Origin of the sequence: uncultured Agathobaculum sp. (assembly GCF_963927765.1) — a bacterium.
Lineage (GTDB): Bacteria > Bacillota > Clostridia > Oscillospirales > Butyricicoccaceae > Agathobaculum.
Genome location: NZ_CAWVCU010000052.1, coordinates 1 through 26,486 on the forward strand (window position 1 = coordinate 1; position 26,486 = coordinate 26,486).

General features: G+C 53.0%; 28 protein-coding genes and 1 riboswitch. Of the genes, 8 read left to right on the top strand and 20 right to left on the bottom strand.

The features are described 5' to 3' along the window. Positions 1-145: 145 nt before the first annotated feature. From ABGT74_RS04270 to ABGT74_RS04330, 13 genes are all read right to left on the bottom strand, one after another. Positions 146-769 carry a hypothetical protein gene (locus ABGT74_RS04270; protein WP_346704610.1) on the bottom strand — a complete coding sequence of 208 codons (624 nt, stop codon included), beginning with the start codon at positions 767-769 and terminating at the stop codon, positions 146-148. Between the two features lie 129 nt (positions 770-898). Next, positions 899-1,846 carry a transketolase family protein gene (locus ABGT74_RS04275; RefSeq protein ID WP_346704611.1) on the bottom strand — a complete coding sequence of 316 codons (948 nt, stop codon included), beginning with the start codon at positions 1,844-1,846 and terminating at the stop codon, positions 899-901. A 2-nt stretch (positions 1,847-1,848) separates the two neighbouring features. Further along, a complete protein-coding gene (locus tag ABGT74_RS04280) occupies positions 1,849-2,688 on the bottom strand; it encodes a transketolase (RefSeq protein ID WP_346704612.1) in 840 nt (279 codons plus the stop codon). 25 nt (positions 2,689-2,713) lie between these two features. Next, entirely contained in the window at positions 2,714-3,358 is a 645-nt protein-coding gene (locus ABGT74_RS04285; protein ID WP_346704613.1) for a phosphoribosyltransferase family protein, read from the bottom strand. 99 nt (positions 3,359-3,457) lie between these two features. Continuing rightward, the gene (locus tag ABGT74_RS04290) at positions 3,458-4,459 is read right to left on the bottom strand and encodes a transketolase C-terminal domain-containing protein (RefSeq protein ID WP_346704614.1); all 1,002 of its coding nucleotides are present in this window, start codon (positions 4,457-4,459) and stop codon (positions 3,458-3,460) included. Between the two features lie 14 nt (positions 4,460-4,473). Then, on the bottom strand, positions 4,474-5,337 hold the full coding sequence (locus ABGT74_RS04295; RefSeq protein ID WP_346704615.1) for a transketolase: 864 nt from the start codon (positions 5,335-5,337) through the stop codon (positions 4,474-4,476). Between the two features lie 28 nt (positions 5,338-5,365). Continuing rightward, positions 5,366-6,217 carry an SDR family oxidoreductase gene (locus ABGT74_RS04300; protein ID WP_346704616.1) on the bottom strand — a complete coding sequence of 284 codons (852 nt, stop codon included), beginning with the start codon at positions 6,215-6,217 and terminating at the stop codon, positions 5,366-5,368. Between the two features lie 39 nt (positions 6,218-6,256). After that, entirely contained in the window at positions 6,257-7,315 is a 1,059-nt protein-coding gene (locus ABGT74_RS04305; protein ID WP_297284127.1) for a zinc-binding dehydrogenase, read from the bottom strand. Positions 7,316-7,374: 59 nt separating this feature from the next. Beyond that, the gene (locus ABGT74_RS04310; RefSeq protein ID WP_346704617.1) at positions 7,375-7,764 is read right to left on the bottom strand and encodes an MFS transporter; all 390 of its coding nucleotides are present in this window, start codon (positions 7,762-7,764) and stop codon (positions 7,375-7,377) included. Then, positions 7,700-8,779: an MFS transporter gene (locus ABGT74_RS04315; RefSeq protein WP_346704618.1), complete on the bottom strand. Its 1,080-nt coding sequence runs from the start codon at positions 8,777-8,779 to the stop codon at positions 7,700-7,702. The genes ABGT74_RS04310 and ABGT74_RS04315 overlap by 65 nt, the downstream gene beginning before the upstream one ends. A 290-nt stretch (positions 8,780-9,069) precedes the next feature. After that, the gene (locus tag ABGT74_RS04320; protein WP_346704619.1) at positions 9,070-10,068 is read right to left on the bottom strand and encodes a zinc-binding dehydrogenase; all 999 of its coding nucleotides are present in this window, start codon (positions 10,066-10,068) and stop codon (positions 9,070-9,072) included. Positions 10,069-10,079: 11 nt separating this feature from the next. Further along, a complete protein-coding gene (locus ABGT74_RS04325) occupies positions 10,080-11,555 on the bottom strand; it encodes an AraC family transcriptional regulator (protein WP_346704620.1) in 1,476 nt (491 codons plus the stop codon). 286 nt (positions 11,556-11,841) lie between these two features. Beyond that, positions 11,842-13,992 carry a UvrD-helicase domain-containing protein gene (locus tag ABGT74_RS04330; RefSeq protein ID WP_346704621.1) on the bottom strand — a complete coding sequence of 717 codons (2,151 nt, stop codon included), beginning with the start codon at positions 13,990-13,992 and terminating at the stop codon, positions 11,842-11,844. 183 nt (positions 13,993-14,175) lie between these two features. Between ABGT74_RS04330 and ABGT74_RS04335 the strand changes: the two genes are divergently transcribed. The 3 genes from ABGT74_RS04335 (at position 14,176) to ABGT74_RS04345 (ending at position 17,080) form a co-directional block, all read left to right on the top strand. Beyond that, positions 14,176-14,640 carry a MarR family transcriptional regulator gene (locus ABGT74_RS04335; protein ID WP_346704622.1) on the top strand — a complete coding sequence of 155 codons (465 nt, stop codon included), beginning with the start codon at positions 14,176-14,178 and terminating at the stop codon, positions 14,638-14,640. Between the two features lie 4 nt (positions 14,641-14,644). Then, positions 14,645-15,583 (top strand): AEC family transporter, encoded by a 939-nt coding sequence (locus ABGT74_RS04340; RefSeq protein ID WP_346704631.1) that lies wholly within the window; start codon positions 14,645-14,647, stop codon positions 15,581-15,583. 87 nt (positions 15,584-15,670) lie between these two features. Next, positions 15,671-17,080, top strand: a complete 1,410-nt coding sequence (locus ABGT74_RS04345) for a PLP-dependent aminotransferase family protein (RefSeq protein ID WP_346704623.1) — start codon at positions 15,671-15,673, stop codon at positions 17,078-17,080. A gap of 5 nt (positions 17,081-17,085) precedes the next feature. Here ABGT74_RS04345 and dinB read toward each other — a convergent pair whose 3' ends face one another. Continuing rightward, on the bottom strand, positions 17,086-18,309 hold the full coding sequence (gene dinB / locus ABGT74_RS04350) for a DNA polymerase IV (protein ID WP_346704624.1): 1,224 nt from the start codon (positions 18,307-18,309) through the stop codon (positions 17,086-17,088). Between the two features lie 86 nt (positions 18,310-18,395). Continuing rightward, positions 18,396-18,498, top strand: a riboswitch (TPP riboswitch). Positions 18,499-18,566: 68 nt separating this feature from the next. Between dinB and thiS the strand changes: the two genes are divergently transcribed. The 4 genes from thiS to thiH all read left to right on the top strand — a co-directional run bounded on the left by thiS (position 18,567) and on the right by thiH (position 21,700). Further along, a complete protein-coding gene (thiS, locus tag ABGT74_RS04355) occupies positions 18,567-18,761 on the top strand; it encodes a sulfur carrier protein ThiS (RefSeq protein ID WP_346704625.1) in 195 nt (64 codons plus the stop codon). A 5-nt stretch (positions 18,762-18,766) separates the two neighbouring features. After that, a complete protein-coding gene (gene thiF, locus ABGT74_RS04360; RefSeq protein ID WP_346704626.1) occupies positions 18,767-19,402 on the top strand; it encodes a sulfur carrier protein ThiS adenylyltransferase ThiF in 636 nt (211 codons plus the stop codon). Between the two features lie 33 nt (positions 19,403-19,435). Continuing rightward, positions 19,436-20,200 (top strand): thiazole synthase, encoded by a 765-nt coding sequence (locus tag ABGT74_RS04365; protein ID WP_297283709.1) that lies wholly within the window; start codon positions 19,436-19,438, stop codon positions 20,198-20,200. Positions 20,201-20,509: 309 nt separating this feature from the next. Next, the gene (gene thiH / locus ABGT74_RS04370; RefSeq protein WP_346704627.1) at positions 20,510-21,700 is read left to right on the top strand and encodes a 2-iminoacetate synthase ThiH; all 1,191 of its coding nucleotides are present in this window, start codon (positions 20,510-20,512) and stop codon (positions 21,698-21,700) included. A 78-nt stretch (positions 21,701-21,778) separates the two neighbouring features. Here the strand turns inward: thiH and ABGT74_RS04375 are convergent, their stop codons facing one another. The 6 genes from ABGT74_RS04375 to yajC all read right to left on the bottom strand — a co-directional run bounded on the left by ABGT74_RS04375 (position 21,779) and on the right by yajC (position 25,401). Then, a complete protein-coding gene (locus ABGT74_RS04375; protein ID WP_346704628.1) occupies positions 21,779-22,318 on the bottom strand; it encodes a hypothetical protein in 540 nt (179 codons plus the stop codon). Positions 22,319-22,378: 60 nt separating this feature from the next. Beyond that, positions 22,379-22,870, bottom strand: a complete 492-nt coding sequence (locus ABGT74_RS04380; protein ID WP_297284051.1) for a hypothetical protein — start codon at positions 22,868-22,870, stop codon at positions 22,379-22,381. A 113-nt stretch (positions 22,871-22,983) separates the two neighbouring features. Continuing rightward, positions 22,984-24,354, bottom strand: coding sequence for a thioether cross-link-forming SCIFF peptide maturase (gene scfB / locus ABGT74_RS04385; RefSeq protein ID WP_346704629.1), 1,371 nt, complete (start codon positions 24,352-24,354; stop codon positions 22,984-22,986). Between the two features lie 82 nt (positions 24,355-24,436). Continuing rightward, the gene (gene scfA / locus ABGT74_RS04390; protein ID WP_078096990.1) at positions 24,437-24,580 is read right to left on the bottom strand and encodes a six-cysteine ranthipeptide SCIFF; all 144 of its coding nucleotides are present in this window, start codon (positions 24,578-24,580) and stop codon (positions 24,437-24,439) included. Positions 24,581-24,593: 13 nt separating this feature from the next. Continuing rightward, complete coding sequence (locus tag ABGT74_RS04395; RefSeq protein WP_297284053.1) at positions 24,594-25,007, bottom strand: TIGR04086 family membrane protein; 414 nt, start codon at positions 25,005-25,007, stop codon at positions 24,594-24,596. Positions 25,008-25,068: 61 nt separating this feature from the next. Beyond that, complete coding sequence (gene yajC / locus ABGT74_RS04400) at positions 25,069-25,401, bottom strand: preprotein translocase subunit YajC (protein WP_297284054.1); 333 nt, start codon at positions 25,399-25,401, stop codon at positions 25,069-25,071. A 148-nt stretch (positions 25,402-25,549) separates the two neighbouring features. Here yajC and sigK point away from each other — a divergent pair, with 148 nt between their 5' ends. Continuing rightward, the gene (gene sigK, locus ABGT74_RS04405) at positions 25,550-26,248 is read left to right on the top strand and encodes an RNA polymerase sporulation sigma factor SigK (protein WP_346704630.1); all 699 of its coding nucleotides are present in this window, start codon (positions 25,550-25,552) and stop codon (positions 26,246-26,248) included. Positions 26,249-26,486 lie beyond the last annotated feature (238 nt).

Here is a 26,486-nt window from a genome sequence, read left to right on the forward strand (position 1 = left end):
CTATTCAATTTATAGTTATTGTTACTTCGATCAGCGTCGCTACTGTCGGCGTTGTCCATAGTAAGTCTTTCAATTCCCTTCTTTGAATAATTTGCTTTTTATTATATAGGGAAACCCGCAAGAAGTCAAGGCTGAATTGGGAAGTTCATACTAATTTTAATTTTGAGCGTTTCAAGTTCTCTTTTATAACATGGAAATTTAGATTCACTGACGTTTGCCTATCTTTTATTAAGAAATTAAAGAAAATAAATTCATAGATTACCGCAAAGGTTTTTGTAAAAAACACCCTTGACAAATTTCTTTCCAGAATCAAATAGGTATTCATTTGCCCTACTCGTTCTATCAATTGCCCTGCCAAAAACATATAGAGCGACCCACCAAATACCGCACCGCTTACCACAATGCCAATAATCGTACTTCGCCTTTTTATAAACCACCGGTTGATAATCGATGTACACGTGAGATGTCCACCATAGGCAATGATAAATCCGCTAATTCCGTTAAAAACATAAACCATCCACGGTGCAGTTGCAAACGCATTGATCAACATGAAAGCCGCACAAACGCATGTGCCAAAGAATAATACAGTCCGCGGAGAAAACTTTTTCAACACAGATCCGGATGACATAGCTGCTAAAAAAGCGATTATTGTACCAACAGAACTAGAGCCAGCTAACACGGCTGTAGAACACTGGAATGCTTTCAGAAAATGCGGCAACATGACACCCCATAAATAGCAGGATCCTAAATGCGCAAGCACAACCAGCATACAGCCAACCGCTACCTTTTATCCAGAAAATTTCTCTTTCGTGGCGCCCATAGTTTTCCTCCCTTCAACAAATAAGCCTGACCGGCTTTATTATCTATAGCAATCACTGCATTCTCTTCACTTTGAGCCTTATCGTTTGAGCGCAATTGCCGTTCTTGCCATTTCAGCAATTTTTTCCGCGCACAAACCGTAGGCTTTCAGCACTTGCGGCGCCTTACCGCTGCGTCCAAACTGATCTTGTACGCCGTTACGAATCACCGGAACCGGACAGACTTCGCTCACATACTCGCAAACAGCGGCTCCCAGGCCGCCGAGCACATTTGCCTCCTCCGTTGTTACGATGCAGCCGGTTTCCTGCGCTGCTTCCAAAACCGCCTGCTGATCCAGCGGCTTGATCGTATGCATATCCAGCACGCGCGCATGAATCCCGTCGGCAGCAAGCATCTCCGCGGCTGCAAGCGCCATCTGGACCATCATCCCGTTTGCAATGATTGTCACATCCGACCCTTCTCGCAGTTTCGCAGCTTTGCCCGATTCAAACCGATATCCCTCAATGGTATCCGTCACGGTCTCTACTGCCAAACGCCCCAAACGCATGTATGCCGGACCTTCGTAATACAGCAGCGCCTCCGTTGCCAAGCGCATTTCATGACTATCGTAGGGGCACAGCACCATCATGCCCGGGATCGCCCGCATCAGTGCAAAATCTTCAATACATTGATGCGTCGCGCCGTCTTCCCCTACACTCAAACCGCCATGCGAACCCACCACTTTTACATTTAAATGCGGATAGCAAACGGAATTGCGCACCTGCTCCCACGCACGGCCCGCAGCAAACATGGCAAAAGTATTGACAAACGGTTTGAGACCGCAGGTTGCCATACCTGCGGCAACCCCCACCATATTGCATTCCGCGATGCCCATATCGAAGAAACGCTCGGGATAGTTTTTCATAAAGCCTTTGGTCATGGTTGCACCTGCCAGATCCGCATCAAAAACAACCAATTCCGGATATTTCTCTGCCAGCTCTACCAGCGCATCTCCATAAGCTGCACGCGTTGCGATTTTTTCAGCCATTTTTATCCCTCCAGTTCCTTGAGCGTTGCTTCCAGCTCTGCCCGGGCCTGTGCATACTGTTCATCATTCGGCGCTTTACCGTGCCAGCCAGCGTCATTTTCCATGAAGCTAACGCCTTTGCCCTTAACCGTCTTGGCCAAAATCATGGTCGGCTTTCCTTTTATGCTCTCTGCCTCTGCAAACGCGTTTTCAATTTCCTCATAATCATGGCCGTCCACTTTGATGACGTGCCATCCAAACGCTTCAAATTTCTGATCCAGCGGTTCGGTGGGCATGACGTCCTCGGTTTTGCCGTCAATCTGCAATCCGTTTACATCCACAACCGCACACAGATTATCCAGCTTGAACTTTGCAGCCGTCAGCATCGCCTCCCATACCTGCCCCTCGGCAACCTCGCCGTCACCCATGATGGCATAAACACGGTAGCTTTTTTTGTTATACTTTCCTCCCAAGGCCATGCCAACCGCAGCGGAAATGCCTTGCCCCAAAGAGCCGGTGGACATATCCACACCAGGCACATGCATTTCCACATGACCCGACATATGACCATCAATCGACCGGAACATTTTCAGATCTTCTTCCGGGAAAAAGCCTCGCAGGGCAAGAACCGAATACACCGCCGGGGAACAATGCCCCTTCGACATCACGAAACGATCCCGATCCGGATCATGCGGCTGATTCGGGTCAACACGCATTTCATCAAAATACAGCGTTGTCAATATGTCCATACAGCTCAGCGAACCACCCGGATGTCCCGAGGCCGCATCATGTACCATTTGTACCGCCAGCATGCGGGCTTTGGTTGCTTGAATGGACAACTCTTGCAGCTTCTTTTTTTCCATTGATTTATCCATCCTTTCGTGGAAATCACGGTTGCTGAAAGCATTTCAGACAAACATGCTGAAATGCATCCGTTATGTTGCACAGATCGGTATATGAAATAAAAGTCAAACTGGAAACGCCAAAGTACGCCTCCATCTCCGACAACGGCATTTTCTGTGCCAGAAGGTCCCGCTGCGGCATACAACCATATGGGCAGGACGATGCGCAAAGCGAAGTCGGAATTAAAATATGAATTTCTGCCACACCCTGCTGCTTTAATCGTTGGCAAACTGTTTTGAGCGTTGTGCCCGTAAAAATCGCTTCATCCACCAGCGCAATCTTTTTACCTTCTAGCAAGTCTGGCAGCAGCAGCATATTATCCAGAATCATGCGTTCCCGCATCTGCTGGTCGGGTTCCCATAAGGTGCGCTGTCGCCCGTCCCGCTTGACCAGTGCCTGCAAATACGGCACACCAAGCGATTCCGCCGCACCCATCGCATAATACAACCCAGAGTTTGGCACCGGAACAATATAATCCAGCCGATTTGCCAGCGTCTTTTTTGCCTTTTCACCCAGAAAGCGCCCCAATCGATACCGAAAGCATCCTATCTGTGCTTTTCCTTCCAGTTCAGCCGGACTACAGGTATACAACAGGCGAAGGGCGCAAATTTCATTCAATTGCTGTTTCATGAATATATCCTCTTATTTTTTCACAGCCCCACCCTGATTTGTGAAACGGATGGGGCTGTATACCTTACATCTGATGCAACTTTCAGACAATCAAAAAACTTATTTCAGCATCTCCCGCACTGTTTTCTTAATTCCTTCCGGGCCAAAGCCATAATGATCATACAGTTCCCACATGTCACCAAGATGCGGGAATCCTTCATTTCTGGGAAGGCCCAGCGCCTTATACTTGATGCCCAGGCCAGCCTTTGCAAGCACTTCGGAAACCGCTCCGTTCAGGCCGCCAATATCCAAATGATCCTCCACGGTGATGATGACACCGGTTTCATTTGCAGCCTTAATGATAGCTTCTTCATCCAATGGCTGAATCGTGTGCATGTCCAGCACCCGTACATGGATGCCTTCTTTTTCAAGGCCATTGGCCGCCGATACCGCCAGCGCAACCGTAGAACCGCAGGCGATCACCGTCGCATCGTTACCCGGCACCGCTTCAATTGCCTTACCAACCTCAAACTTGTAATCTGTATTGGTATAAACCTGCGGCTCTTTGCCGCGTGCCACGCGAATGTTGACCGGACCCGGAATGGATTCCGTTGCACGAATTGCTTTTTTGCACTGATCCGCGTCGGAAGGGACAATACAGGTCATATTGGGCATGACACGCATGATTGCAATATCCATGATATTGTAATGTGTAGGACCGCCGCCAGAGGTCACACCTGCATGCGTGTTGATTAGCCGAACCGGAACATTCTGATATGCAATATCCGTATGCACCTGATCGAGCGTGCGCAGAGCCAGGAAGGGACCGAAACCATTTAAGAAAACCGTCTTGCCGCACAGTGCCAGGCCAGCAGCCGTACCGACCGCATTCTGCTCCGCAATACCCAATTCCACAAAGCACTGCGGGTACTTTCCCTTTAATTCCACCAGCTTGCCGGAATAAGAAGCGCCCTCTGCGGAAACGAACATATACTTAGATGGATCCGATGCCAAAATATCGGCCATTTCTTCAATATAGGCCTCTCGTGAAGATGCGCCCGTCAAGATGTTCATATGTCCAAGATTGGTTAGCTCTTCTGTAAACGTAATTCTTTCTGACATAATTTCCTTCCTCCTTACTTCTCAGCCGCGTGCGCGTCAACCGAATCAAAGCACTGCTGCAGGAATTCTTCTGTGGGAACAAAGCCCAAATGACTGGTTGCCTTTCCTTCCACACCGCCCAGCATGGTATATCCCTTAATCGTGTGGGAGATAATCGCAATCGGCTTGGACGGCGTCTGAGAATCAGACGGCGGCAAAGAATGCAGTGTCCGCACAATATCTTCCATATCGTGGCCATCCATTTCCAAAACGTCCCAGTTGAAGGCTCTCAGCTTGTCCGCCAACGGCTCCAAATTCATAACATCTTTCACCGGACCCATGCAGGAGCACTTATTATAGTCAATAATCAAAACCAGATTACCAAGCTGATAGTGCGCCGCAGCCATGATGCCTTCCCATACGGAACCCTCATCCATTTCACCATCACCGGTCATGCAGATCACGCGATAATTTCTCTTATCCACACGTCCGGCAACCGCCATGCCAAAAGCAAGCGATAAACCATGGCCCAGCGATCCCGTCGATGCCTCAATGCCATCAATGTAGTGCATATTCGGATGCATACCAAATTTGCCATCGATCTTATTGTAGCCGTTCCAGAGATCTTCGTGCGTGTACAGCCCTTTATCGACCAAAATATTGTAGAGCACGTGACCGCAATGCCCCTTACTCAGTATAAAACGATCACGATCGGGATCGTGAATTTGCTCCGGCGACCAATTCATGAAATCATAATAGAGCGCCACAGCAACATCCAGCATGGAATTACCGCCACCCAGATGCGCATAACCGATTTTGTTCGTCGTCACATACATATCCTTGCGGATCTGTACAGCTTTTTCTTTTAACGCTTTTACTTTTTCCATATCGACTGCCATGAAAAATACCTCCTATATGTTTTATCAGTCAGTACAGCGTTTCACCGCCGTCTACAATGATATCTGTGCCCACACAGAAAGCAGCTAGGTCGGTCGCTAAAAACGCGACTGTTGCCGCAACATCCTGCAAATAACCAAACCGGCCAATCGGGATCTTCTCGACTGCATTACGCATCATGCATACCGGGATCGGATCGTGGATACCGGAGAGCACAACGCCCGGACTGACGCTATTAATGCGGATTCCATATTTGATGTATTGCAGCGCCATTGCGTGGGTCAGATGAAGTGCCCCGCCCTTGGACACATGATACGCATAGCCAAAATCATCTTTCCAATTGGTGTTCACGATGTGTCCGCTTTGTGATACGGTATGTACAATCGAACCGCCATGGCCATCACGCTTCATAATGTTTGCACAGGCCCGGCTTACCATCATCATACCAATCAAGTTAATGTCCAAAACCCTTTTGAATTCCGCCACGCCAATGTCCGGGTTATCCCCAGGTAAAATAATACCGGCATTGCTGTGGCAGACATCAATCGTCCCAAATTCCCGATCTGCTGTCTGGATGCACTCCATCATGCTATTTTCGTCAGATACATCTCCCAGCGCATAAATTGCTTTCACACCATAGGCCTGTTCAATTTCTGCGCAAATGCGTTCCAAGGCATCCTTCTTGGAGGGAATATCCACCAGGCACACGTCGCCGCCCAGTTCCGCAAAGCCTTTTGCTGTCGAACGGCCAATACCGCCTGCCGCACCGGTTACCAAGCATTTTTTCCCTTCCAGCGTAAATAACGCTTTGAGAGAACCAATTTCCCTACACTTAAAATCCGGGTGATCTTTGCACAGGATATTAGGAGAATTCAGATCCATTATGTAAGCTCCTTTCTTCGACACTATCTTGCAGCTCTTTTATTCACCTGCCACACGGAAAATAACCTTGGCATATTTGCCGGACACCGCATCATCGAAAGCCGCTTTATATTCATCCAGCGGATACTCTTTTTCTGCAATTGCATCCAGATTCACCAGCGGAAGCATCTCGATCGTCTTGGGGAAACAATCCGACGAAGTGTACATGCCATGAATATGCTTCTGTTGCAGATACATCTGGCTGAACAAATTGACCTTTAAGTCAAACTCCGGCTTATACATGGCAAAAAATACAACATTACCATCCGGAGCCAACATATCCAATGTTGACTGTGCTGCCGAGGATGCACCAGAAGAATCAATAATGCAGTCAAAGCCAAGACCGTTCGTCAGTTGACGAATGGTCTCAGAAACGTCGGGATCGTTCGGATTCAGCACTGCATCCGCACCCAGTTCCAACGCCATTTTCTGACGACTTTCTGCCAGCTCAAATACCACAATCTTGGAAGCCCCTGCATGACGAGCCAGCTGCAGTGCCATAAGTCCAATGCCGCCACCGCCAAAAATTGCAACTTTCTTTCCAAACGATACTTGAGCCGTCTGCACCGCATTCAGCGCGATTGTCATAGGTTCCGTCATACAAGCCTGTCGCAGCGTAACATTTTCCGGAATTTTATACACTTGAGACATGTGCCAAGATACATATTCCGCCATCCCGTCTGCAGAAGCCTTCGCCTGCTTGCACAATCCTTCTCGACCTGTATGACACCAATAGCAGGTTCCACACGGCTTAGAATAATTTGCTGTCACTCGATCGCCGACCTTAAACCCATTCGCCGCTGCTACTTCACCTACGGCATCAATAACGCCGGAAATTTCATGGCCGGTTCGAATCGGAAGCCTGCTCAAAATGCGTGGACGCATCGGCCCTAACTCGCCGCGCAATGTATGCGGATCTGAACCGCAAATCGAAGCATACGCAATTTTAATCCGCACTTCTTCCGGGCCAGGCTCTGGAATCGGAACCTCTTTCATCTCAATCGTTCCCAGTGTTTTCTTTTCCGGATCTCCAATCGAAGTGATAAACAATGCTTTCATTTTGTTATCTCCTTTCTATCGCTGATCATTTTTACGATCATTTTTAACCAATGGCATTTTCAGGTGATACCCCGGCGTTTTTCCAACTCATTAACGATTTCACTGTGCTTTTGGCTGTCCATGTCATAAACGAGCAGATAGCCAATCGCGCAAATGACACATAATACCACCGGTATGATCGACATACTCAAATTCAACGCATTCAATACCGATGCATTCTGTACCATATTCGGCACATACCCAAGCGCATCCAGCCATGCAATCAGAATAGCAGGACCTACTGCGCCGCCAGCCTTGAGCATCAGAGAGATAAAAGCCGAAAGGAAACCATCGACGCGAATACCGTATTTGTATTCTGCAAAATCGGCATTATCTCCATCACAGCTATAGCGCAACGCGCTTGCAGCTGTCTGAAAAAGGTTGGACAGTGCATAGAAAATCCAAAACATTATCTGCTGTGGAACAAACCAGAAAATCGGAAGGTAGAAAAGACCCGATAATCCGAACCCCAATCGTTAGCGCATATCCTTTATGCCGAAAACGTCTATACAGCCAGGGACATACCAATCCGGAGCCAATAATGCCCGTGGCAATTCCCACAATGCCTGTGACAGAGTACAGTTCAAAATTGCCAGCATAATACGTAAAGTAATATGCCATGATTGTCATTCGACCATAGGCCAGAAAGCCCACCATGAACTGTCCGAACAAACAAATGAGTGCGTATTTATTTCCAAAGAGACATTTCATTTGTTTGCCCAGCGGAATCTTTGCACCTTTTTTCATTTGTTCCGGAGGCGGCTGAACACGCTCCTTACTTTTCACCGCAGACCAGATAATGGTCGGAAGACCAATAATGACGCTCACAATAACTGCCAAGGAATATCCGCGAGCACTATTTGCGGTTTGGTTGGTGTCGGAAAGAAGCAGTATCAGCGTTGCTGCAATCAAGTTTGTAAAATTAGAACCAATGGTTGCAAAAACCATACGGATAACCGACAGTTTGGTTCTCTCTTCTGTATCAGAAGTGATGACGCCATTTAACGCCCCATATGGCATATTGCAAGCAGTGGAGGCGACCGTAATCAATATGTAGATCACCCACATCCACCCTACCTTGACTGACATTGGCCAGGTAGGCTGTGCTGCAAACAACAGAATAATGAGCAAGGACATCACCATTCCGCCGATCGCAACCCAGGGCCGATACCGCCCCCACTTTGAACGCGTTCGATCAGCAAGCGACCCAATAATGGGATCGTTGATGGCATCAAAAATTCGAACCACCAGCATCAGCAAAGAAACAGATGTCGCCGCTACGCCTATATAATCTGTAAAAAAGATCGCCATAAAAGCAGTGATCCAGATATAAATGGAATTATATCCAAATTCAGAAATGGCAAAGTTAATACGTTCACGAAAGTCTAATTTCACTTTTGTGCATTGATATTCTGTTTCCTGCATGCATGTCCCTCCTTAATTTTGTTCTGCTAAATATGATATTTTCTAAAGGCATCCTTCATTTCATACTGCAAATCTCTTTGACACGCTCACAACACCATCGGCAAATCAACCAATTTAAGCATTCATCATTCACTTTTCTTTGTACTTATATTCTAAGTCAGGTCTGGATTTGACAACAACGGGACATTTTCTCCTTTGATAGACAAACAGATGGATTTTTTGTACTTCAAAAAAAAACAAAAACAACGGGGTGGACAAATTTGTCCACCCCGTTGTTTTATTACTCTTTTTTATTTGGTTACTTCTACAAAAACACGTGGAACTTTTCCGCTGTATGCAGCTTCATAAGCCTCTTGTGCGTGCTCCAAAGGAAATGGGTCGCTGTCCAAAACTTCTAAATTCAGCTTTGGCAATATTTCCATCGCCCGATCCAAAAGATATGGCGCCATGAAAGAGGTCAGCAAAGTAATCTCCTTCGAATAAAGTGTTGGCAAATCAATAGTAATGTTGCTTTTCCTCTCATGCAATGAAAAAAGCAAAAACGTCCCGCCTCTTGCTAACAAGCTGATCCCTTCCGGCAATGCCGCTTCATTTTTGGAAACATCAAAAACGCACTGATACCCCAATCCATCTGTGATTTCCATTCCTCGTGCCACCAGATTTTCTGAATATGGGTCAATCGTTTCATCGGCTCCCAACGCTTTGCACAGTTGACGTTTAGAAGCAATCGGCTCGCTGACCGTGACGCTTGCTGCACCACACATCCGCACCAATTGCAGCATAATCATACCAGCTCCTCCGCCTCCCAACAGCAGCACGGAATCTCCAATATGAATTTGCGCACGCTCCACAGCATGAATGCAAGACGCTACAACCTCCGATACCGAGGCAAGCTTCAATGGTATTTTATCCGGAATTTTACAAATCTGATTGCTATCCAACACGATATACTCCTGCATCGCTCTCTGTGGATGCATATTCAAGCAAAGGTTTTCCTGCCCACGGCGGCAATACGGACATCGACCGCAAAAGCGCCATACATACCCTGTAACACGATCTCCTATTTCATAACCGACCTCTGCCGCACCATGGCCAAGCTCTGTGATCACACCAGAAAACTCATGTCCAACCGCCTTTGTTTCCACTCCTTTTACAAAGATTTCCAAATCATCGGCACAAATAGAAACATATCGCACTCGAATCTTGACATCGAATCTATTGACGATTCTCGGTTCAGGCATATCAATAATTTTCGCTGCTTTTGGACCATTAAAAGCAACCGCTTTCATCTTGCATCCTCCTATCGTTCTTTATCCTGTAATTGAACAATATAAGAAGAAGGACTAATATTCATCTTCCGCTTAAAAACCCGACTGAAATACTTAGGATCGGCATAACCGACACGATTTTCCACCTTTTCAATATTATTTTCTCCTGCACGAAACAACGCTTTCGCTTCCAATATACGAACACGGTTCAAATAATCAGTGAAACCAATCCCTATGACCTTTTTAAATTGTCTGCTGAAATAAGCAGATGACATACGAAAATGCTGTGCCACACTTTCCATAGACAGCGGTTCTCCATAATGCTTTAATACATAGTGAAGGGTTTCCAGGATTTTCTGATATTCTCCTTGCACCTGCTCCACCTCGCGGCAGCTTTGCATAATTGCTGTATGTATCATCTGCCGCTCTTCTTCTATTGAATCACATCTTGGCTCTTGCATCACATCCGGGATCTCCTTATCCCAAATTGTTGAAACCAACTCAATAGAATCCCGCATACGCTCATGCACATATCGTAACGCTGAAAAATCCATGCTGGGCTTCAGCCATATATCATAAATCGTATCCACCGCAGTCAGAGCATTTGTTGGGTTTCCGTCTAACATTCCCAGCGCAACCTCATCTATGCGCTTATTTATCTCAGAATAATCCAAAGATCGCCTTTGTTGAAATTGCGCTGCTGTAAATACAATATGATTGGGGCAAAAAAACAAAAAGCGTTCCATCTCTTTTACTTGCTCGTATGCACTGCATACCCCTATGCGATTTGTTTTTTCACTGACCAGAATGGGATAGATCATTGTACCAGCAGATTGCAAATATCGGACAAGCGATTCTATCATTTCTCCCATAGCTTGAATAGAATATAAAATACTTATTTTTTCCGGTTCTTTCAGAACCAAGCACAAGCTCTCTGTTGTCTCCCAAAAACAATCCAGGAAAAAATCGTCAAAGATCGTAACCAGTTGTTCTGTCAACTGACATTTTGGTGGCCAAACGCATCCTTTATGACCAATAATGCGCACTAATAAAATCCACTGCTTCCCCCGCACATCAGAAAGAATTTCTGTTAATTTTTCCTTGCAGTCTATCCGACCGCCCATTTGCGAGCTTAGTTCAACTCTATTTTCTTCCAGATCTGAAAACTGCTCACACAGACATTTGATATATTGCGTATTGAGTTCCGCTTCTGACAACAGCTGTGCACCCAAATTGTTATATTCCGTTTCCTTCCACTTGCGATTGCTGCCTACAAAAATCAACTTGGCCTGTGCGTTCTGTTGATATAGATTTTTTGCCAGCTCGTCAACATTGCTGAACATTAATTTGCCCAAAATTAAAATGTGAGGTTTGATAGAGCACACCTTTTCCAAACCACACACATCATTATATTCCACAAAAAAGGAAATTCCCAAGCTTGACCAATCAACACTTTTTTGAGACGTATGGCATGGGTATAGTCTGAGTCGATCAATAAAGCTTTCCACATCATTTGTCTTTCCTTTCCGGTGTTAATGATACTTTAGTTTATCAAAAAAGATTTGATAAGGCAACCACCATTCACATACCTTTAACTAGTCACCCTGCCATTCCTATCCAGCAGCGAAAGTGGTATTTCAAACTGCGAAACCCGCCTTCTTCCCGCACGCTGCCCGATCCGATCTGCAAGTATTTCCTCTTTCCGATTTTCAGCCGAGAAGAAAGGGATCGCATTAATAAAAGGCTTGTTTTCCTTAGAAAACAAGCCTTTTGGTTTATGCCGCACGAAATCCGTCAGCACCGTTCCAGTTTGGCACGGAAGGAGATTTTGCGCGGGGTCGGCATATCATCGAACTGCACCAGATGTGCCCCGTTTTCCATATCGACTTCCAGCACCGTCCCCTCGCCAAACATCAGATGCCGCACCCGCTGGCCGACCGGGAACACGTTGTCGCTGTCCTGTGTCGGGAAAAAGCGCTGCGTACTCTCGATATAACTCTCCGTTTCACGGATTAGCCCCTCCTGCGGCGGCTGCGTAAAGGTCAGCCGATTACGGCCGATATCCAGCACAAACCGCGACGGATACCGCGGTGAGCCGTCGAAATTGCGTCCGTCCGCCTCGGACAGATACAGCCGCTGTTCCGCGCGCGTGAGCGCCACGAACGCAAGACGGCGTTCCTCCTCCATCCCCGGCAGCGTGCGCACCTTGCGCGATGGGAAAATGCCCTCGTTCATGCCGCACAAGAACACATAGGGAAATTCCAGTCCCTTGGCAGCATGCACGGTCATGAGTTTGACCTTGTCCCCCTGCTCGGCGGTATCGCTGTTGGTCAGCAGCGCCACGTGGGACAGATAATGCTCGAGCGTACACTCCTCGCCGCAGGTGGTTTCGTATAGATAGACCGACTGCTTGAGCTCCGCCAGATTGTCCAACCGCTCCCGACTGCCCTCCGTGCGCAGCATGGCCTCATAGCCGCTTGCGTTGAGAATTGCCGATAACACCTCGGACACCGGCCGTCCTTCACTCGCTTCCGTAAAGGACTGGATGAGCGTCACAAACTGCCGCGCGCGCGTGCCTTTGAACAGCGCGTCTTCGAGTGTATCCTGCAAAGCCCGGTAAAGCGTGCAGCCGTGCTGCTCCGCGTACTCCTGCAAAAACGCCATGCGCCGCTTACCCAGATTGCGCTTGGGCACATTGGCGATGCGCCGGAAGGACAAATCATCTTGATATACGATCATGCGCAGATAGCTGAGCGCGTCCTTGATCTCCATGCGGCCGAAAAACGGTACACCGCTGTAAATGGTATACGGAATCTTTTCCCGCAGCAGCACTTCCTCCACCGCACGCGTCACATAATGCGCGCGGTACAGAACGGTCATATCCCGATAGGCTATGCCCTCTTCGTGCAGCCGCTGCATCTCCCCTGCCATCCACTCGGCTTCCGTCTCCTGCGTCTGCGCAAAGTGGCACACGACCGGTTCGCCGTCTGGCAGAGTCGGGATCATGTCCTTTTTCATGCGGTACTGGTTTTTGTCAATCAGCGCATTGGCAGCCGCCAGAATTTGCGGCGTCGAGCGGTAATTCTGCATCATCATGATGGTTTTCGTGCCCGGAAACGCTTTGTCAAAGTCCAGCAGGTATTTGACGTTCGCGCCGCGCCAGGTGTAAATCGTCTGGTCGGGGTCGCCTACGATAAACAGGTTTTTGTGATACCCGCACAGCACCTCCATCAGCTCGTATTGCAGCTGGTCAATGTCCTGAAACTCGTCGATCATGATATATTCCAGCCGCTGCTGCCACTTGAGCCGGATATCCGCGTGTTCACGGAAGATATACAGCGAAAACTTGATCAAATCATTGTAATCCAACCCGAAACACTTTTTCTCCTGATACAGATAGCCGTAGAAAATGATATCCGAGGTAGAGACCGCCCGCTCGTATTTCTCCCGCAGGGTATCCAGCGGCAGCGTGATCATGTCCTCGTAGTAGTCCGGGTCTTTGAACAGCTTGCGGATCTCGATCATGTCCCGCGCAGCGGAAAAGGTCATATCGCGCAGCGTCAGCCCGCGTTCCTCATAGATGATTTGCAGCATCGCATCGATATCCGCATTATCCAGCACCAGAAAGCTCTTGGGATACTGCACCGCATGGCTATCCTCCTGCAGCACCGAAACGCAAAAGCCGTGAAAGGTGTTGATCCGACCGGTATCGTTATCGCCCGTCAGCAGATGGATGCGCTGCCGCATCTCAGCCGCCGCCTTATTGGTAAACGTGACGCACAGGATATTCCCCGGCAGGATGCCCAATTCATTCACCAGAAAGGCAAACCGATGGGTCAGCGCGCGGGTCTTGCCCGAGCCCGCCCCTGCAATCACGCGCACAAAGCCCTCCGTCGCGGTGACGGCCTCCCGCTGGGCCTGATTGAGTCCTTGCAGCAAATCCATCCTGTTTCCGCCCCTTGATAGAACATTTGTTTTCTTCATTATACAATGAATGAACGCGATACTCAACAGAAAAAGCAACGTCCAGCCGTGTGATGGCACCGCAGCACCGTCGGAGACGGTTGCTTTTTTCACTTAGTTATGCTAATATTTAGGTTAGCGAATTATCGGGAAGGCGGTTCGGATATGGCCAGTGCGGAACAACTGAACACTTTTCTGGTCGATTTATTCGGCCGCGTCAACAAGATCGAGGAGCGCGCCATGGCGGACGGCCTGGGCAGCGCTATCTCGATCACGGAAATCCACATCATCGAAAAAATCGGCGCGAAGGAGCCGGTGCGCATGAGCGAGGTCGCCCGCTCCATCGGCGTGACGCTTGCCACGCTGACCGTTGCCTGCGACAAGCTGGAGGCCAAAGAGTTGGTCAGCCGCGCGCGCAGCAGCACCGACCGGCGCGTAGTCAATATTACGCTCACGCCCAAAGGCCGCGCGGCCTATGAATATCACAAGGCGTTCCACGAGCGCATGATCGCGTCCGTGATGGAAACATTGTCGCCGGAACAGGCGGCCGTGCTCGCACAAAGTCTGGAAAAATTACAGGATTTCTTCCGACAGGAAGAATCCGCAGTGGGAGGGGTTTGCAACGGATAATCTGATTTTCTGTCTCAACGCAACCGTCCCGATTTTTGCAATCATTTTGCTGGGCCGCGTGCTGCGTGCCCGGCACTTTTTTTCGCCGCAGACGCTCTCCGACCTCGACCGACTGTCGTTCAAGGTATTGCTGCCCGTTTTGCTGTTTCGCGACATCGCGGCAGGGCGCATCACCGAGCAGTTCGACCTGAAATTCTTCCTGTTCTGCGCGGGCGTGACGACCGTTTACTTTTTCGCCATCTGGCTGGGCGCGGCAAAGCTGCTGCCGGATAAAAGCATGGTTGGTGCGTTCACGCAAGGTGCGTTTCGCGGCTCACAGGCGATTTTGGGCGTGGCGTTCGTGCAAAACCTGTATGGGGACGCGGGACTGGTGCCGCTGATGATTGTCGCGAGCGTGCCGCTCTACAACATCTTTTCGGTGCTGGTGCTGACCGTCACCGCACCGGACGCAAAAAACGCCCAGCATAAGGGCGTTGTGTCGCGCACGCTGGGCGGTATCCTCACCAATCCGATCATCCTCGGCATTCTGGCGGGTCTGCCGTTTTCACTCTTGCAGGTCGATTTTCCGCCCATGCTGTCCAAGGGGCTGGACATGCTGGCCTCCTGTGCGACACCCGTCGCACTCATCAGCATCGGCGCGGGCTTCGAAGGCGCAAAGGCGATCAAAAAACTCGCCCCAACCTGCGCTGCGACCTTTATCAAGCTGATCCTGCTGCCGGTCATCTTCCTGCCGATCGCCGCGTGGATGGGCTTCCGCGATCAGGCGATGGTCGCGCTGGTCATCCTGTGCGGTGCGCCGAGCACGGTTTCCGGCTATGTAATGGCAAAAAACATGGGCGGCGACCATGTGCTGGCGGCGTCCATTGTTGTACTCAGTACGGCGCTCAGCGCGGTCACGCTGACGGCAACGCTTTTTATCCTGCGCACGGCAGGTTTGATTTGACATTATCCCTCCACACTGGTATTGTAAAAACAGCAATGCCAGTTTGGAGGGTTTTTTCTCTCTTGCCCCACCACGGAGGAACACACCATGCTCACCTATCATCTTGACCCGCACAGCAAGACCCCGCTGTACGAACAGCTATACCGTGCGGTGCGTGCGGATATCATGTCGGGCGCGCTGGCCGGCGGCGACCGCCTGCCCAGCAAGCGCCAGCTTGCTGCCAACCTGCATGTCAGCCAAATCACGGTCGAAACCGCTTATGGACAGCTGCTGGCCGAGGGCTATATCGCCTCCGCGCCGCGCCGCGGCTACTTCGTGCAGCCGCAGTTGTCTCTGCCCGCACCGGTACAGACACCGCGCGCCGCTGCACCGGCTTCCCCCACTGTGGAAACGCCCTTTCTCTATGACTTCCGCACCAATATTGTGGACAACGGCTGTTTTCCGTTCTCCACTTGGGCGCGGCTCAGCCGCAGTGTGCTCAGCGAATATTCCGACCGCCTGCTGCGCGCGACCGACCCCTGCGGTGCGCTCGAGCTGCGGAAACAGATCGCGCGGTATCTATACGATTTTCGCGGCATCAGCATTTCACCGGACAACATTCTGGTCGGCGCAGGCTCGGAATACCTGATGCAGCTGGTCATTCAGCTTTTGGGGCGTGACCGGGTGTATGGACTGGAAAATCCGGGCTACCGCAAGCTATATCAGATTTTCGCTGCGGGCGGCGCGACGGTGCGTCCGCTGCCGCTGGACAAAAGCGGCCTGCGGGCGGATGCGCTGGCGGCAAGCGATGCGTCGGTCGTTTACCTGACCCCCTCGCACCACTTCCCGCTCGGCACGGTCATGCCCGCCGCACGGCGGCTGGAGATTTTGCGCTGGGCGTCCGATGCGCCCTACCGCTATATCATTGAGGACGACTACGACAGCGAATTCCGCTATGCCTCGCGCCCGATTCCCGCACTGGGCGAGCTCGACCGCGCAGGGCGGGTGGTGTATGTCAACACCTTTGCCAAAAGCCTTGCGCCCGGCCTGCGCATCGGCTATCTGGTGCTGCCGGACGCGCTGATGGCGCGCTACCGCGAGCGCTTCTCGCTCTACTCCTCGACCGTGCCCAGCTTCGAGCAGCACACGCTCGCGGCCTTTCTGCGCACGGGCGCATTTGAACGGCACATCAGCCGCAGCCGCAAGGTATATCAGGCGCGGCGCGACGCACTGCTGGCCGCGCTCGCGCGCGAACTGGCCGATCTGCCGCATGAGGTGTCCCGCTCGGAGGCGGGCCTGCACCTGCTGCTGCACATGAGAAACGGGATGCTCGAACGCGAACTGATTGAGCGGGCCGCCGCCGCCGGCGTGCGGGTGTACGGCCTTTCGGCGTACTACACCCCACCCGTCAAACCGCCCAAGGCAACGCTGGTTTTGGGCTATGCAGGCTTGACCGAAGCGCAAATTGATGCAGCCGCTGCCCTGCTGCGGCAGGCGTGGAACAAAAAGAAGTCCTGAACGGTTCAGGACTTCTTTTCTTCTTTCGGTTTTTCATTTTTGCGCACCGTATTGGCAAACATCACCGACTGCTTGCCGAAGCGCTGCCGCAGCGCGTCCACCGTGCGGTCCAGCTCGCGCTGCTTTTGGCGGGACTGCACCGTCTGCGCGCTGTCAAACAGGGAAAGCTGCTCGCAGGACTGGTTTTCCGGCAGCAGGTTCGCCGCTGTAACCGAAAGCAGACGCACCGGCTTGTCCATCGACCAATGCGCGCGCAGCAAAGCCAGCGCGGTTTCAAACAGCACGCGGGTGGAATTGGTCGGCTGCTCGAGCGTCATCTGCCGCGAACGGTTGTGAAACTCCGGGTCACGGATGCCGATCTGCACGGTCTGGCACACCATCCCGCGCGCCCGCAGGCGGCGGCCGACGTTGTCGCACAGCGCGGTCAACCCCATGCGGCACTCTTCCTCGCCCAGCAGATTGTGTGCAAACGTCATGCCGTTGCCCACGCTTTTGACCTCGCGCTCGGCATAGAACGAGCGCACCGGCTCATCGTCCTCGCCGCGGGCATAGCGCAGCAGCATATCCCCCTGCTTGCCGAAAATACTGTGCAGGAACACCGGCTCGCATGCGGCTAAGTCGCCGATCGTGTGCACGCCCAACCCGTCAAGCCGCGCGGCGGCACGCCTGCCCACATACAGCAGCGTATTGACCGGCAGCGGCCAGACCCGCTCGTGGAAGTTCTCCCGCGAAAAGACGGTGGTGGCATCCGGTTTCTTGTAGTCGCTGCCCAGCTTTGCGAATGCGCGGTTGAACGACACGCCGACCGAGATCGTCAGCCCGACCTCCTCCCGCATGCGGCGGCGCAGCTCGTCCGCGATCTGCTCCCCCGTACCGAACAGGTGCATCGAGCCGGTCACGTCGAGAAAAGATTCATCAATGCCAAATGGATCGACCAGATCGGTATATTGCAGGTACAGCTCGTTGCAGCGGCGCGAATATTTGACGTATTCCTCGCGGTGCGGCGCGACCAGCCGCAGATCCGGACATTTTCGTTTTGCCTGCCAGATGGTTTCCGCTGTCTGCACCCCGAATGCTTTGGCCTTTTCGTTTTTGGCAAGGATGATGCCATGGCGGCTTTCCGGATCACCGCAGACCGCACTCGGGCCGTCGGCCAGCGTCGGGTCGAGCAAAGTCTCGACCGATGCATAAAACGAATTGCAGTCACAGTGCAAAATCGTGCGCTCCACGCGGCTCCCTCCAATCGAACATTTGTTTCTTTTATTGTAACAGAGAATTTGCGCCTTGACAACCACTTTTCGCAGGGCTATACTGGATTTGCAAGCAAGGGTGCCGTGATGAGCGGCTGAGAGGGCGAGAGCCTAACCTTTTGAACCTGTTGGTTAGCACCATCGTAGGGAAGCTGTCGCATCGCAAATGTTTTTATGCTCCGGTTTTACCGCATGGTGAAACCGGAGTATTTTTATTGCCTGAAAGAAGTGATTTTGTGAAAGTAAACGGAGAAATTTGTGCAGTTTCGCCGAAAATGACCGTGCAGTCTCTTTTGGAGCAGCGTGGACATGATCCGCAGCGCGTCGCGGTCGAGCGCAACGGACAGATCGTGCCGCGTGCTCGGTTTGGTGACGAAACGCTGCACGAGAACGATGTGATCGAAATTGTGCAGTTTGTCGGCGGAGGCTGAAGCCTATGCATTTGACCAAAGAAGAACTGCACGCCGCGCTCGTCGAGCGGCACGGCGCAGACATTCAGCAAAAGCTCGACGGTGCTGCGGTCGGCATCGCAGGGCTGGGTGGGCTTGGCTCCAACATCGCCGTGCATCTGGCGCGGCTGGGTGTAGGACGGCTGGTGCTGGTGGATTTCGACACGGTAGAAGTGAGCAACCTCAACCGGCAGCACTACACGATGAAGGACATAGGCATTCCCAAAACGCTGGCGCTGCTCGAACAGCTGGAAGCCATCAACCCCTATCTGCAATACGAACCGCACACCGAGCGCATCATCCCAGCCAATGCCGCGCGCCTGTTCGCGGGCTGTGACGTGGTCTGCGAGGCGTTCGACCGCGCCGACCAAAAAGCCATGCTGAGCGAAACGCTGCTCGAACAGCTGCCGGACACGCCCATTGTTTCGGGCAGCGGTATGGCGGGCTTTGGTTCGGCGAACCTGATGCGCACCGAGCGCCGCTTCGGGCGGCTGTACGTCTGCGGAGACGGGTCAAGCGACGTTACAGACGGTATCGGCCTGATGGCCCCGCGTGTCGCGGTCTGTGCTGCGCAGCAGGCGACCATGGTGCTGCGTCTGCTGCTCGGACATACCGACCCATGAGCATCTGATAGAACAAAAGGAGAGGAAAAGACAATGGAAGATAAGCTGATTCTGGGCGGGCATGAATTTACCTCCCGCTTTATTCTGGGCTCGGGCAAATATTCGCTCGATCTGATCAACGCCGCTGTACACAACGCGGGCGCACAGATCATCACACTCGCGCTGCGCCGCGCCAACGAGGGCGGCACGGCAAACATCCTCGATTATATCCCCAAGGGCGTCACCCTACTGCCCAACACCTCGGGCGCACGCAATGCGGACGAGGCGGTTCGCATCGCGCGGCTGAGCCGCGAATGCGGCTGCGGCGACTTCGTCAAAATCGAGATCATGCGCGACAGCAAATATCTGCTGCCGGACAATCAGGAGACCATCCGCGCAACCGAGATCCTCGCAAAAGAGGGCTTTGTCGTCATGCCATACATGTATCCCGACCTGAACGTTGCGCGCGATCTGGTGAATGCGGGCGCAGCTTGCATCATGCCGCTCGGCGCACCCATCGGCACGAACAAGGGACTGGCAACGCGCGAGTTTATCCAAATCCTGATTAACGAAATCGACCTGCCGATCATCGTGGATGCAGGCATCGGTCGCCCGTCGCAGGCATGCGAAGCGATGGAGATGGGCGCGGCCGCTGTCATGGCGAACACTGCAATCGCCACGGCGGGCGACATCCCCGCAATGGCAGAAGCATTCAAAAAGGCGATCGAGGCCGGCCGCACGGCTTATCTATCCGGCTTGGGCCGCGTGCGCGAGAGCGCGTCGGCATCCTCGCCGCTGACCGGCTTTTTGCGCGACTGAGGCACCGCCTCTGGGGTGGCAGCCGCCCTTGCTTTTCTAATTCTGCGAAATGGGCGGCAAGCGCCCATCCCTCGGGCGGAGAAAGTATGCCGCTGCGCGCGGCAGGCGCACAAGAAGGGGACAACCTGCGGTTTTCCCCTTCTTGCGAATCAACCCCTTTTCTTTAAGGGCGCGCTGCGCGCGCAAAGCAGAGTTCCGTATTCGACTTGCCGCCCAGCTGCCTTATCACAGCAGGAACGGCGGTTGCCACACCAGAGGGGCAACAACCCCTGCTTACGATATCACGCACGCCAGAAAGGACATTTTGCCATGAAAGACACCAAAGCGGAAATCATTTCCGCACAATACATCACCGCCGATACCGACCACATGGCTTATCAGCCAGGCATGGACAACATCGGCTCGGACATTCAGGACGAGGTCATCGCCCGCATGAATGCATACGACGCAGATGCGTACACCGCTGCCGACGTGCAGCGCGCGCTGAACCGCGATTTGCTCCAACCCGAGGACTTTGCCGCGCTGCTCTCCCCTGCCGCCTTACCATTTCTCGAACAGATGGCGCAGCGTGCGCAGATGGAAACCCGCAAGCATTTCGGCAACTCGGTGCAGATGTTCACCCCGCTGTACATTGCCAACTATTGCGAAAACTACTGTGTCTATTGCGGCTTCAACTGCCACAACAAAATCCGCCGCGCCAAGCTGGATATGGACGAAATCGAGCAGGAACTTCAGGCGATCGCCGCGACCGGTTTGCAGGAAATCCTGCTGCTGACCGGCGAGAGCCGCACGATGTCGCCGGTGGAATACATCGGTGAGGCAGTCAAGCTCGCCCGCAAGTATTTCCGCGTCATCGGCATCGAAATCTATCCGCTCAACGTCAACGAGTACGCCTACCTGCACGAGTGCGGCGTGGATTACGTCACCGTGTTTCAAGAAACATACGACGCGGACAAGTACAAGACCCTGCACCTCGGCGGGCACAAGCGCATTTTCCCCTATCGCCTGAACGCACAGGAGCGCGCGCTCATGGGCGGCATGCGCGGCGTGGGCTTTGCCGCGCTTTTAGGCCTGTCCGACTTCCGCAAGGACGCCTTTGCGACCGGTCTGCACGCCTATCTGCTCCAGCGCAAGTATCCGCACGCAGAGATCGCGTTCTCCTGCCCGCGTCTGCGGCCGATCATCAACAACGACAAGATCAACCCCAAGGATGTACACGAGCCGCAGCTGTTGCAAGTTGTGTGCGCATACCGCATTTTCATGCCGTTCGCATCCATCACGATCTCAACGCGCGAGCGCGCGGGCTTCCGCGACAACATCATCGGCATCGCCGCGACCAAAATCTCGGCAGGGGTGGACGTCGGCATCGGCGGTCACTCGGGCGAGGACAAGGGCGACGAACAGTTTGAAATTTCGGACGGCCGCTCGGTCGACGAGGTCTATCAGGCCATTGAGTCACACGGCTTGCAGCCCGTCATGGCGGATTACCTGTATGTATAAAGCCGCGCGGCAATTCTCTCCCCGCGCACACGGCACAGCCATGTAAAAAGAGCCGGACGCAGATGCGTCCAGCTCTTGTCATATGTTCCACAACAGTGCAAAGGTCACGCGCAGCAGCGCCCCCGTCGCCGCCAGCAGCAGGCACACCACAAATGGCGCACGGCAAGCACGCAGCGAATACCGCCCCATCGCCTCCCCGCTTTGCCAGACCATCGAGCAAGCGGCCAACAGTGCAGGCACGCACAGTATCGCTGGCAGCGCCGCCATGCCGAGCGACAGCAGTGCGCCTTCGTCCTGCCCCAGCCCGACCGCCATCGTCAGCGCGAGCACAAACCCGCGTGCGGCAACCACCGCGGACAGGAACAGCGGCGCGGGGCGCAGCAGCGCACACAGCGGCGCAAGCACGATCCAGAGCAGCGCGCACAGCACGCTTTTGAATGCCTGTCCCGGCAGCTGCGCCAGAAACGCCGTCAGCTCCACCGCGCTGTCCCCCTCGCTGGCTCGCAGACCGGTCAGGCCGCCCGCCACGGCGCCGCACAAAAACATCGCGCACAGGAAAAGAAATGCAGGTGTGCGCACCAGATCATCAAAAAAACCGAGAATATGCTGTTTGTTCATCCGTCTCCCCCTCATGGAAGGTCATGGTACAGCATATTCCCGGTTTCACCGTTTTAGAACTCAGCCCGCTTCATTTATCCGGTCGCACATGGCGTTCACCAAATCGCGGCACGGCTGATGCAGGAACAAACGCGCCTTCTGGCTGATCTCGTAGGTCGCGTACAGCTTTCCGTTCTCGTCCCGATGCAGCACGGCGGCGATCAGCTCGGTCGCGGCGGCGATGCGATCGGATACATAGGCCAGATCGACCTTTTCACTGTCGCACACGGTCACGACCACACGCTTCTGCGAGCTGCTGGAGATCATGGCCAACTGAGTCGGCATTTCGCGCTTGGACGCCGTCACCAAAACGATCTCGCTTTTGATGACTGCGGAAATATCATCCTCACAGATGCGCACGTCATATCCCTCAGCCGCCTGACAGGCCACCTGATTTTTCGAGGACAGGAACAGGTTGCGCGCGGGGATTATCTCTTTTTCCAAAATAGCACGCACCAGATGGGGCAAATATTCCCCTTCACCCAGCACAGATACCAATACGTTCTGCGGCATATCATCATCTCCTTTACCAAAGGGACATTGAAAATACAGTAGTCATTATACGGCAGCTTTGCGGCACTCCGCAACGCCTTTTACGGTTTCTTGACACATTTTTGGCACAATGACTAATCTGCACAAATTTTCTCAGCTGCTTTTAGGTAAATCGCGCATTCCAAACGCTTGCGCTCCATCTCGCAGCCGAGGTCATACGAGTCGTTCATGTCGTGGTTCATGTTGTAATTCGCTGCCGAACAGCCGCCCGAGCAGTAGAACTTCGCCCAGCACTTCTGGCACTTCGGACGGGTATAAATGTTCATGCTCGCGAACTTCGTCGCGATTTCCATGTCAAACGACTGGTCGAGCACGCTGCCCTGCTTGAACTCATCCTTGCCGACAAACTGATGGCAGGGATAGATATCGCCATCCGGCGTGACGGCTACATATTCATAGCCCGCGCCGCAGCCGCGCAGACGCTTGACCACGCACGGCCCCTGATCCAGATCGACCATGAAATGGAAGAACGAGAACGGCTTACCCGCCTTTCTGCGCTCGAGCATGATCTCGGTGAGGCGGTCGTACTCGGCTTCGATCTTGGGCAGATCGGCTTCGGTCAGGTCGTAGCCGCAGCCGGGGTCAGCCGTCACCGGCTCGACCGACAGGCGGTCAAAGCCCGCGTCCGCGATGTGCACCACATCGTCGGCAAAATCCAGATTATGCGAGGTGAACGTGCCGCGTGCATAATAGTCCTTCTGCGGATCGCGCGCGTCAACCAGCGCCTTGAACTTGGGCACGATCACGTCATAGCTGCCCGCGCCCGACACGGTCTTGCGGAACTCGTCGTTGACCGACGGACGGCCGTCGAGCGACAGCACGACGTTGTCCATATTTTCGTTGATATAGGCGCGCTTGTCCTCATCGAGCAGCAAACCGTTGGTCGTGATGGTGAAGCGGAACTTCTTGTTGAACTTCTCCTCTAAGCTGCGCGCATAGTTGACCGTCTGCACAACCGTATCCCATGCCATGAGCGGCTCGCCACCGAAGAAGTCCACCTCGATATTATGCCGCTTGCCCGAACGCGCAATGACAAAGTCGATCGCCTTTTTGGCGATCTCCGGCGGCATGATCTTGCGTCCCTGACCGAAGTCACCTGTGGACGCAAAACAGTATTTGCAGCGCAGGTTGCAGTCATGCGCGACATGCAGGCACAGCGCCTTGACCGGCGCGCCGACCGGAATATATTTGCTTACGTCAATGTAATCATCCTCAGCGAACAGCTGGCCCGCTTTTTTCAGCTCATGCAGCTCGCCGTACGCCTCGCGCACTTCCTCTGCCGGATACTGCGGAAGCGCATCCACGATCGACTGCGGGCAGGTATCCGCCATGTTCTCGTCGATCAGACCGGACACCGCATAGCTGATGTCATCCAGCACATGCACCGCGCCCGAATTGACATCCAGCACAAAATTCAAACCGTTTTTTTGATAACGATGAATCATCTTTTGATCTTCCTCCGATACGCAACAAACAAGGCGCGCCGCTTTCCGGCACGCCTTGCGATTGACTTCATAAAACCCGCGATTACTTCGCGTGCTCGCACTTCTGGTTTGCCACCGTGCAAGAGGTCTTGCACGCGGACTGGCAGGAAGTCTGGCACTCGCCGCAGCCACCGTGTGCCGCGGTCTGCTTCAGGGTTGCAGAGGTCAGCGTAGAAACATGCTTCATGGAAATTTCCCTCCTACTTTTTTAAATGACGATATTTTTTCCGTTTACGCATATTGGCGCCGGCAAAGCCGCCGATCGCCGAAGCCGCCAGCGCACAAAGCAGGCTGACCGCCATACGCACAACATTGATCGGCTGGGCGAGCGGAATCACACTCACCAGCAGCAGAACCAGAAAAACCAGGATGCCCGCGCCCATTGCCCACAGGAATTTCCCGCCCGGCGCACGCTTTGCCGAAATGAATGCAGCCAGCGCACAACCGATTGCCAAAAAGATCAGCGCGCACGGCGCGATTGCCTGTTCCGCCAACACACGACGATGTACGAATATCGCACCAACCAGCATCAGCAGCAAGGTCGCCAACAGGCCGACCACTGCCGACGGCAGCAACACGCCGACGGGCGAAGGTCCTTCATTGGTTTTTCTCATAACTTACGCATCCTCCCGCCGAATGATTTTGCTTTATCCTATTCGGCAAGAAACCGGTTTATTACTTGTCGCTCTTATCTGCTTCCTTGGGCGCCTCGACCGTTTCGGTCGCCGGAGCCTCCTTGCCGCGGATCGCCCAACGATAGATCTTGAGCTTGGTGCGGTCGCTCGACGACTCGATAATCAGCACATCATCCTTTACATTGACGACGCGACCGATAAATCCGCCGATCGTGGAGATCTCATCTCCCACCTCGATCGAATTGCGCATCTCGCGCTCGGCCTTATCGCGCTTGCGCTGCGGACGGATCAGCAAGAAATAGAACAAAATGATCAGCACCACAAGCGGCGCGAATTGACCGATCATTGTCAAATAATCCTGACCACTCGGCATTGCTTACACCTCCTCGTGCATTTAGCCATGAATACTACCATATTATAATGGATTTACATGCAAATTACAAGCCCTATTTTCTGCGTCATAGGACAGCCTTTGACACGCATAACGTAACGATATCTTGAAAAAAGCGAGGTGCGTTTGCATGTTGTTTCCCGCCCTGTTTGCGCTGGGCGGCGCATTCTTTTTTCTGGTCCTGCGCGTGCAGGGAACGGACGGTTCCTTCCCCAAGCCGCTGCCGCCCGACAAGGAAGCCGAGCTGCTGCGAAAAATGCAGGAGGAGGGCGACGAAAAGGCCCGTGAACAGCTGATCGAGCACAATCTGCGGCTGGTGGCGCACATCGTCAAGAAATACTACGCCTCCAGCGCCGAGCAGGATGACCTCATCTCCATCGGCACCATCGGGCTGATCAAAGCGGTCAGCACCTTCCGTGCGGATAAAAGCATCCGTCTGGCGACTTATGCCTCCAAATGCATTCAGAACGAACTGCTGATGCACTTCCGGCAAAAGCGGAAAAACGCGGGAGAGCTATCCCTGTCCGACACGCTCGAAACCGATGGCGACGGCAATGCGCTCGCCTTGCAGGACATCATCTGCTGCGAAGATGACGGTCTTGCCGCAGTAGAAGATCACGACCGCTATCTTGCCATGCACCGCGCGCTCGCCGCCGCGCTTTCCCCGCGCGAGAGGGAGATCATACGCCTCCGGTACGGTCTCGGCATGGCGGCGCCGCTGCCGCAGCGCGAGATCGCCAAACGCTTCGGCATCTCGCGCAGCTATGTATCTCGCATTGAAAAACGGGCGCTGGAAAAGCTGCGCGACGCGCTGCAGGAGAACGCCTGACCATGCTCAGCGCATCCTGCACTGGATAAGACCGCTCATGCGATGTGTTGCCGTGCATGAGCGGTCTTCCCTGCATGGATTTCTCCAAGTCGGATATTGCGACGCGATGGCAAACATGCTATAATCAACCTAAAAAAGTGAGGGGAACTCCGATGAAAACGTATTTGAATCAGATTTCGGGCATCGACGATGCAATCGTTTCCATGTTTATGAGCAAGCGGTCATGGACGCGCGAAAA

Coding starts and splice junctions, on each gene's coding strand:
- ABGT74_RS04270 (WP_346704610.1), bottom strand. CDS start 769: ATGCTGGTTGTGCTTGCGCATTTAGGATCCTGCTATTTATGGGGTGTC.
- ABGT74_RS04275 (WP_346704611.1), bottom strand. CDS start 1,846: ATGGCTGAAAAAATCGCAACGCGTGCAGCTTATGGAGATGCGCTGGTA.
- ABGT74_RS04280 (WP_346704612.1), bottom strand. CDS start 2,688: ATGGAAAAAAAGAAGCTGCAAGAGTTGTCCATTCAAGCAACCAAAGCC.
- ABGT74_RS04285 (WP_346704613.1), bottom strand. CDS start 3,358: ATGAAACAGCAATTGAATGAAATTTGCGCCCTTCGCCTGTTGTATACC.
- ABGT74_RS04290 (WP_346704614.1), bottom strand. CDS start 4,459: ATGTCAGAAAGAATTACGTTTACAGAAGAGCTAACCAATCTTGGACAT.
- ABGT74_RS04295 (WP_346704615.1), bottom strand. CDS start 5,337: ATGGCAGTCGATATGGAAAAAGTAAAAGCGTTAAAAGAAAAAGCTGTA.
- ABGT74_RS04300 (WP_346704616.1), bottom strand. CDS start 6,217: ATGGATCTGAATTCTCCTAATATCCTGTGCAAAGATCACCCGGATTTT.
- ABGT74_RS04305 (WP_297284127.1), bottom strand. CDS start 7,315: ATGAAAGCATTGTTTATCACTTCGATTGGAGATCCGGAAAAGAAAACA.
- ABGT74_RS04310 (WP_346704617.1), bottom strand. CDS start 7,764: ATGTTTTGGATTTTCTATGCACTGTCCAACCTTTTTCAGACAGCTGCA.
- ABGT74_RS04315 (WP_346704618.1), bottom strand. CDS start 8,779: ATGCAGGAAACAGAATATCAATGCACAAAAGTGAAATTAGACTTTCGT.
- ABGT74_RS04320 (WP_346704619.1), bottom strand. CDS start 10,068: ATGAAAGCGGTTGCTTTTAATGGTCCAAAAGCAGCGAAAATTATTGAT.
- ABGT74_RS04330 (WP_346704621.1), bottom strand. CDS start 13,992: ATGGATTTGCTGCAAGGACTCAATCAGGCCCAGCGGGAGGCCGTCACC.
- ABGT74_RS04335 (WP_346704622.1), top strand. CDS start 14,176: ATGGCCAGTGCGGAACAACTGAACACTTTTCTGGTCGATTTATTCGGC.
- ABGT74_RS04345 (WP_346704623.1), top strand. CDS start 15,671: ATGCTCACCTATCATCTTGACCCGCACAGCAAGACCCCGCTGTACGAA.
- thiF (WP_346704626.1), top strand. CDS start 18,767: ATGCATTTGACCAAAGAAGAACTGCACGCCGCGCTCGTCGAGCGGCAC.
- ABGT74_RS04365 (WP_297283709.1), top strand. CDS start 19,436: ATGGAAGATAAGCTGATTCTGGGCGGGCATGAATTTACCTCCCGCTTT.
- thiH (WP_346704627.1), top strand. CDS start 20,510: ATGAAAGACACCAAAGCGGAAATCATTTCCGCACAATACATCACCGCC.
- ABGT74_RS04375 (WP_346704628.1), bottom strand. CDS start 22,318: ATGAACAAACAGCATATTCTCGGTTTTTTTGATGATCTGGTGCGCACA.
- ABGT74_RS04380 (WP_297284051.1), bottom strand. CDS start 22,870: ATGCCGCAGAACGTATTGGTATCTGTGCTGGGTGAAGGGGAATATTTG.
- scfB (WP_346704629.1), bottom strand. CDS start 24,354: ATGATTCATCGTTATCAAAAAAACGGTTTGAATTTTGTGCTGGATGTC.
- scfA (WP_078096990.1), bottom strand. CDS start 24,580: ATGAAGCATGTTTCTACGCTGACCTCTGCAACCCTGAAGCAGACCGCG.
- ABGT74_RS04395 (WP_297284053.1), bottom strand. CDS start 25,007: ATGAGAAAAACCAATGAAGGACCTTCGCCCGTCGGCGTGTTGCTGCCG.
- yajC (WP_297284054.1), bottom strand. CDS start 25,401: ATGCCGAGTGGTCAGGATTATTTGACAATGATCGGTCAATTCGCGCCG.
- sigK (WP_346704630.1), top strand. CDS start 25,550: ATGTTGTTTCCCGCCCTGTTTGCGCTGGGCGGCGCATTCTTTTTTCTG.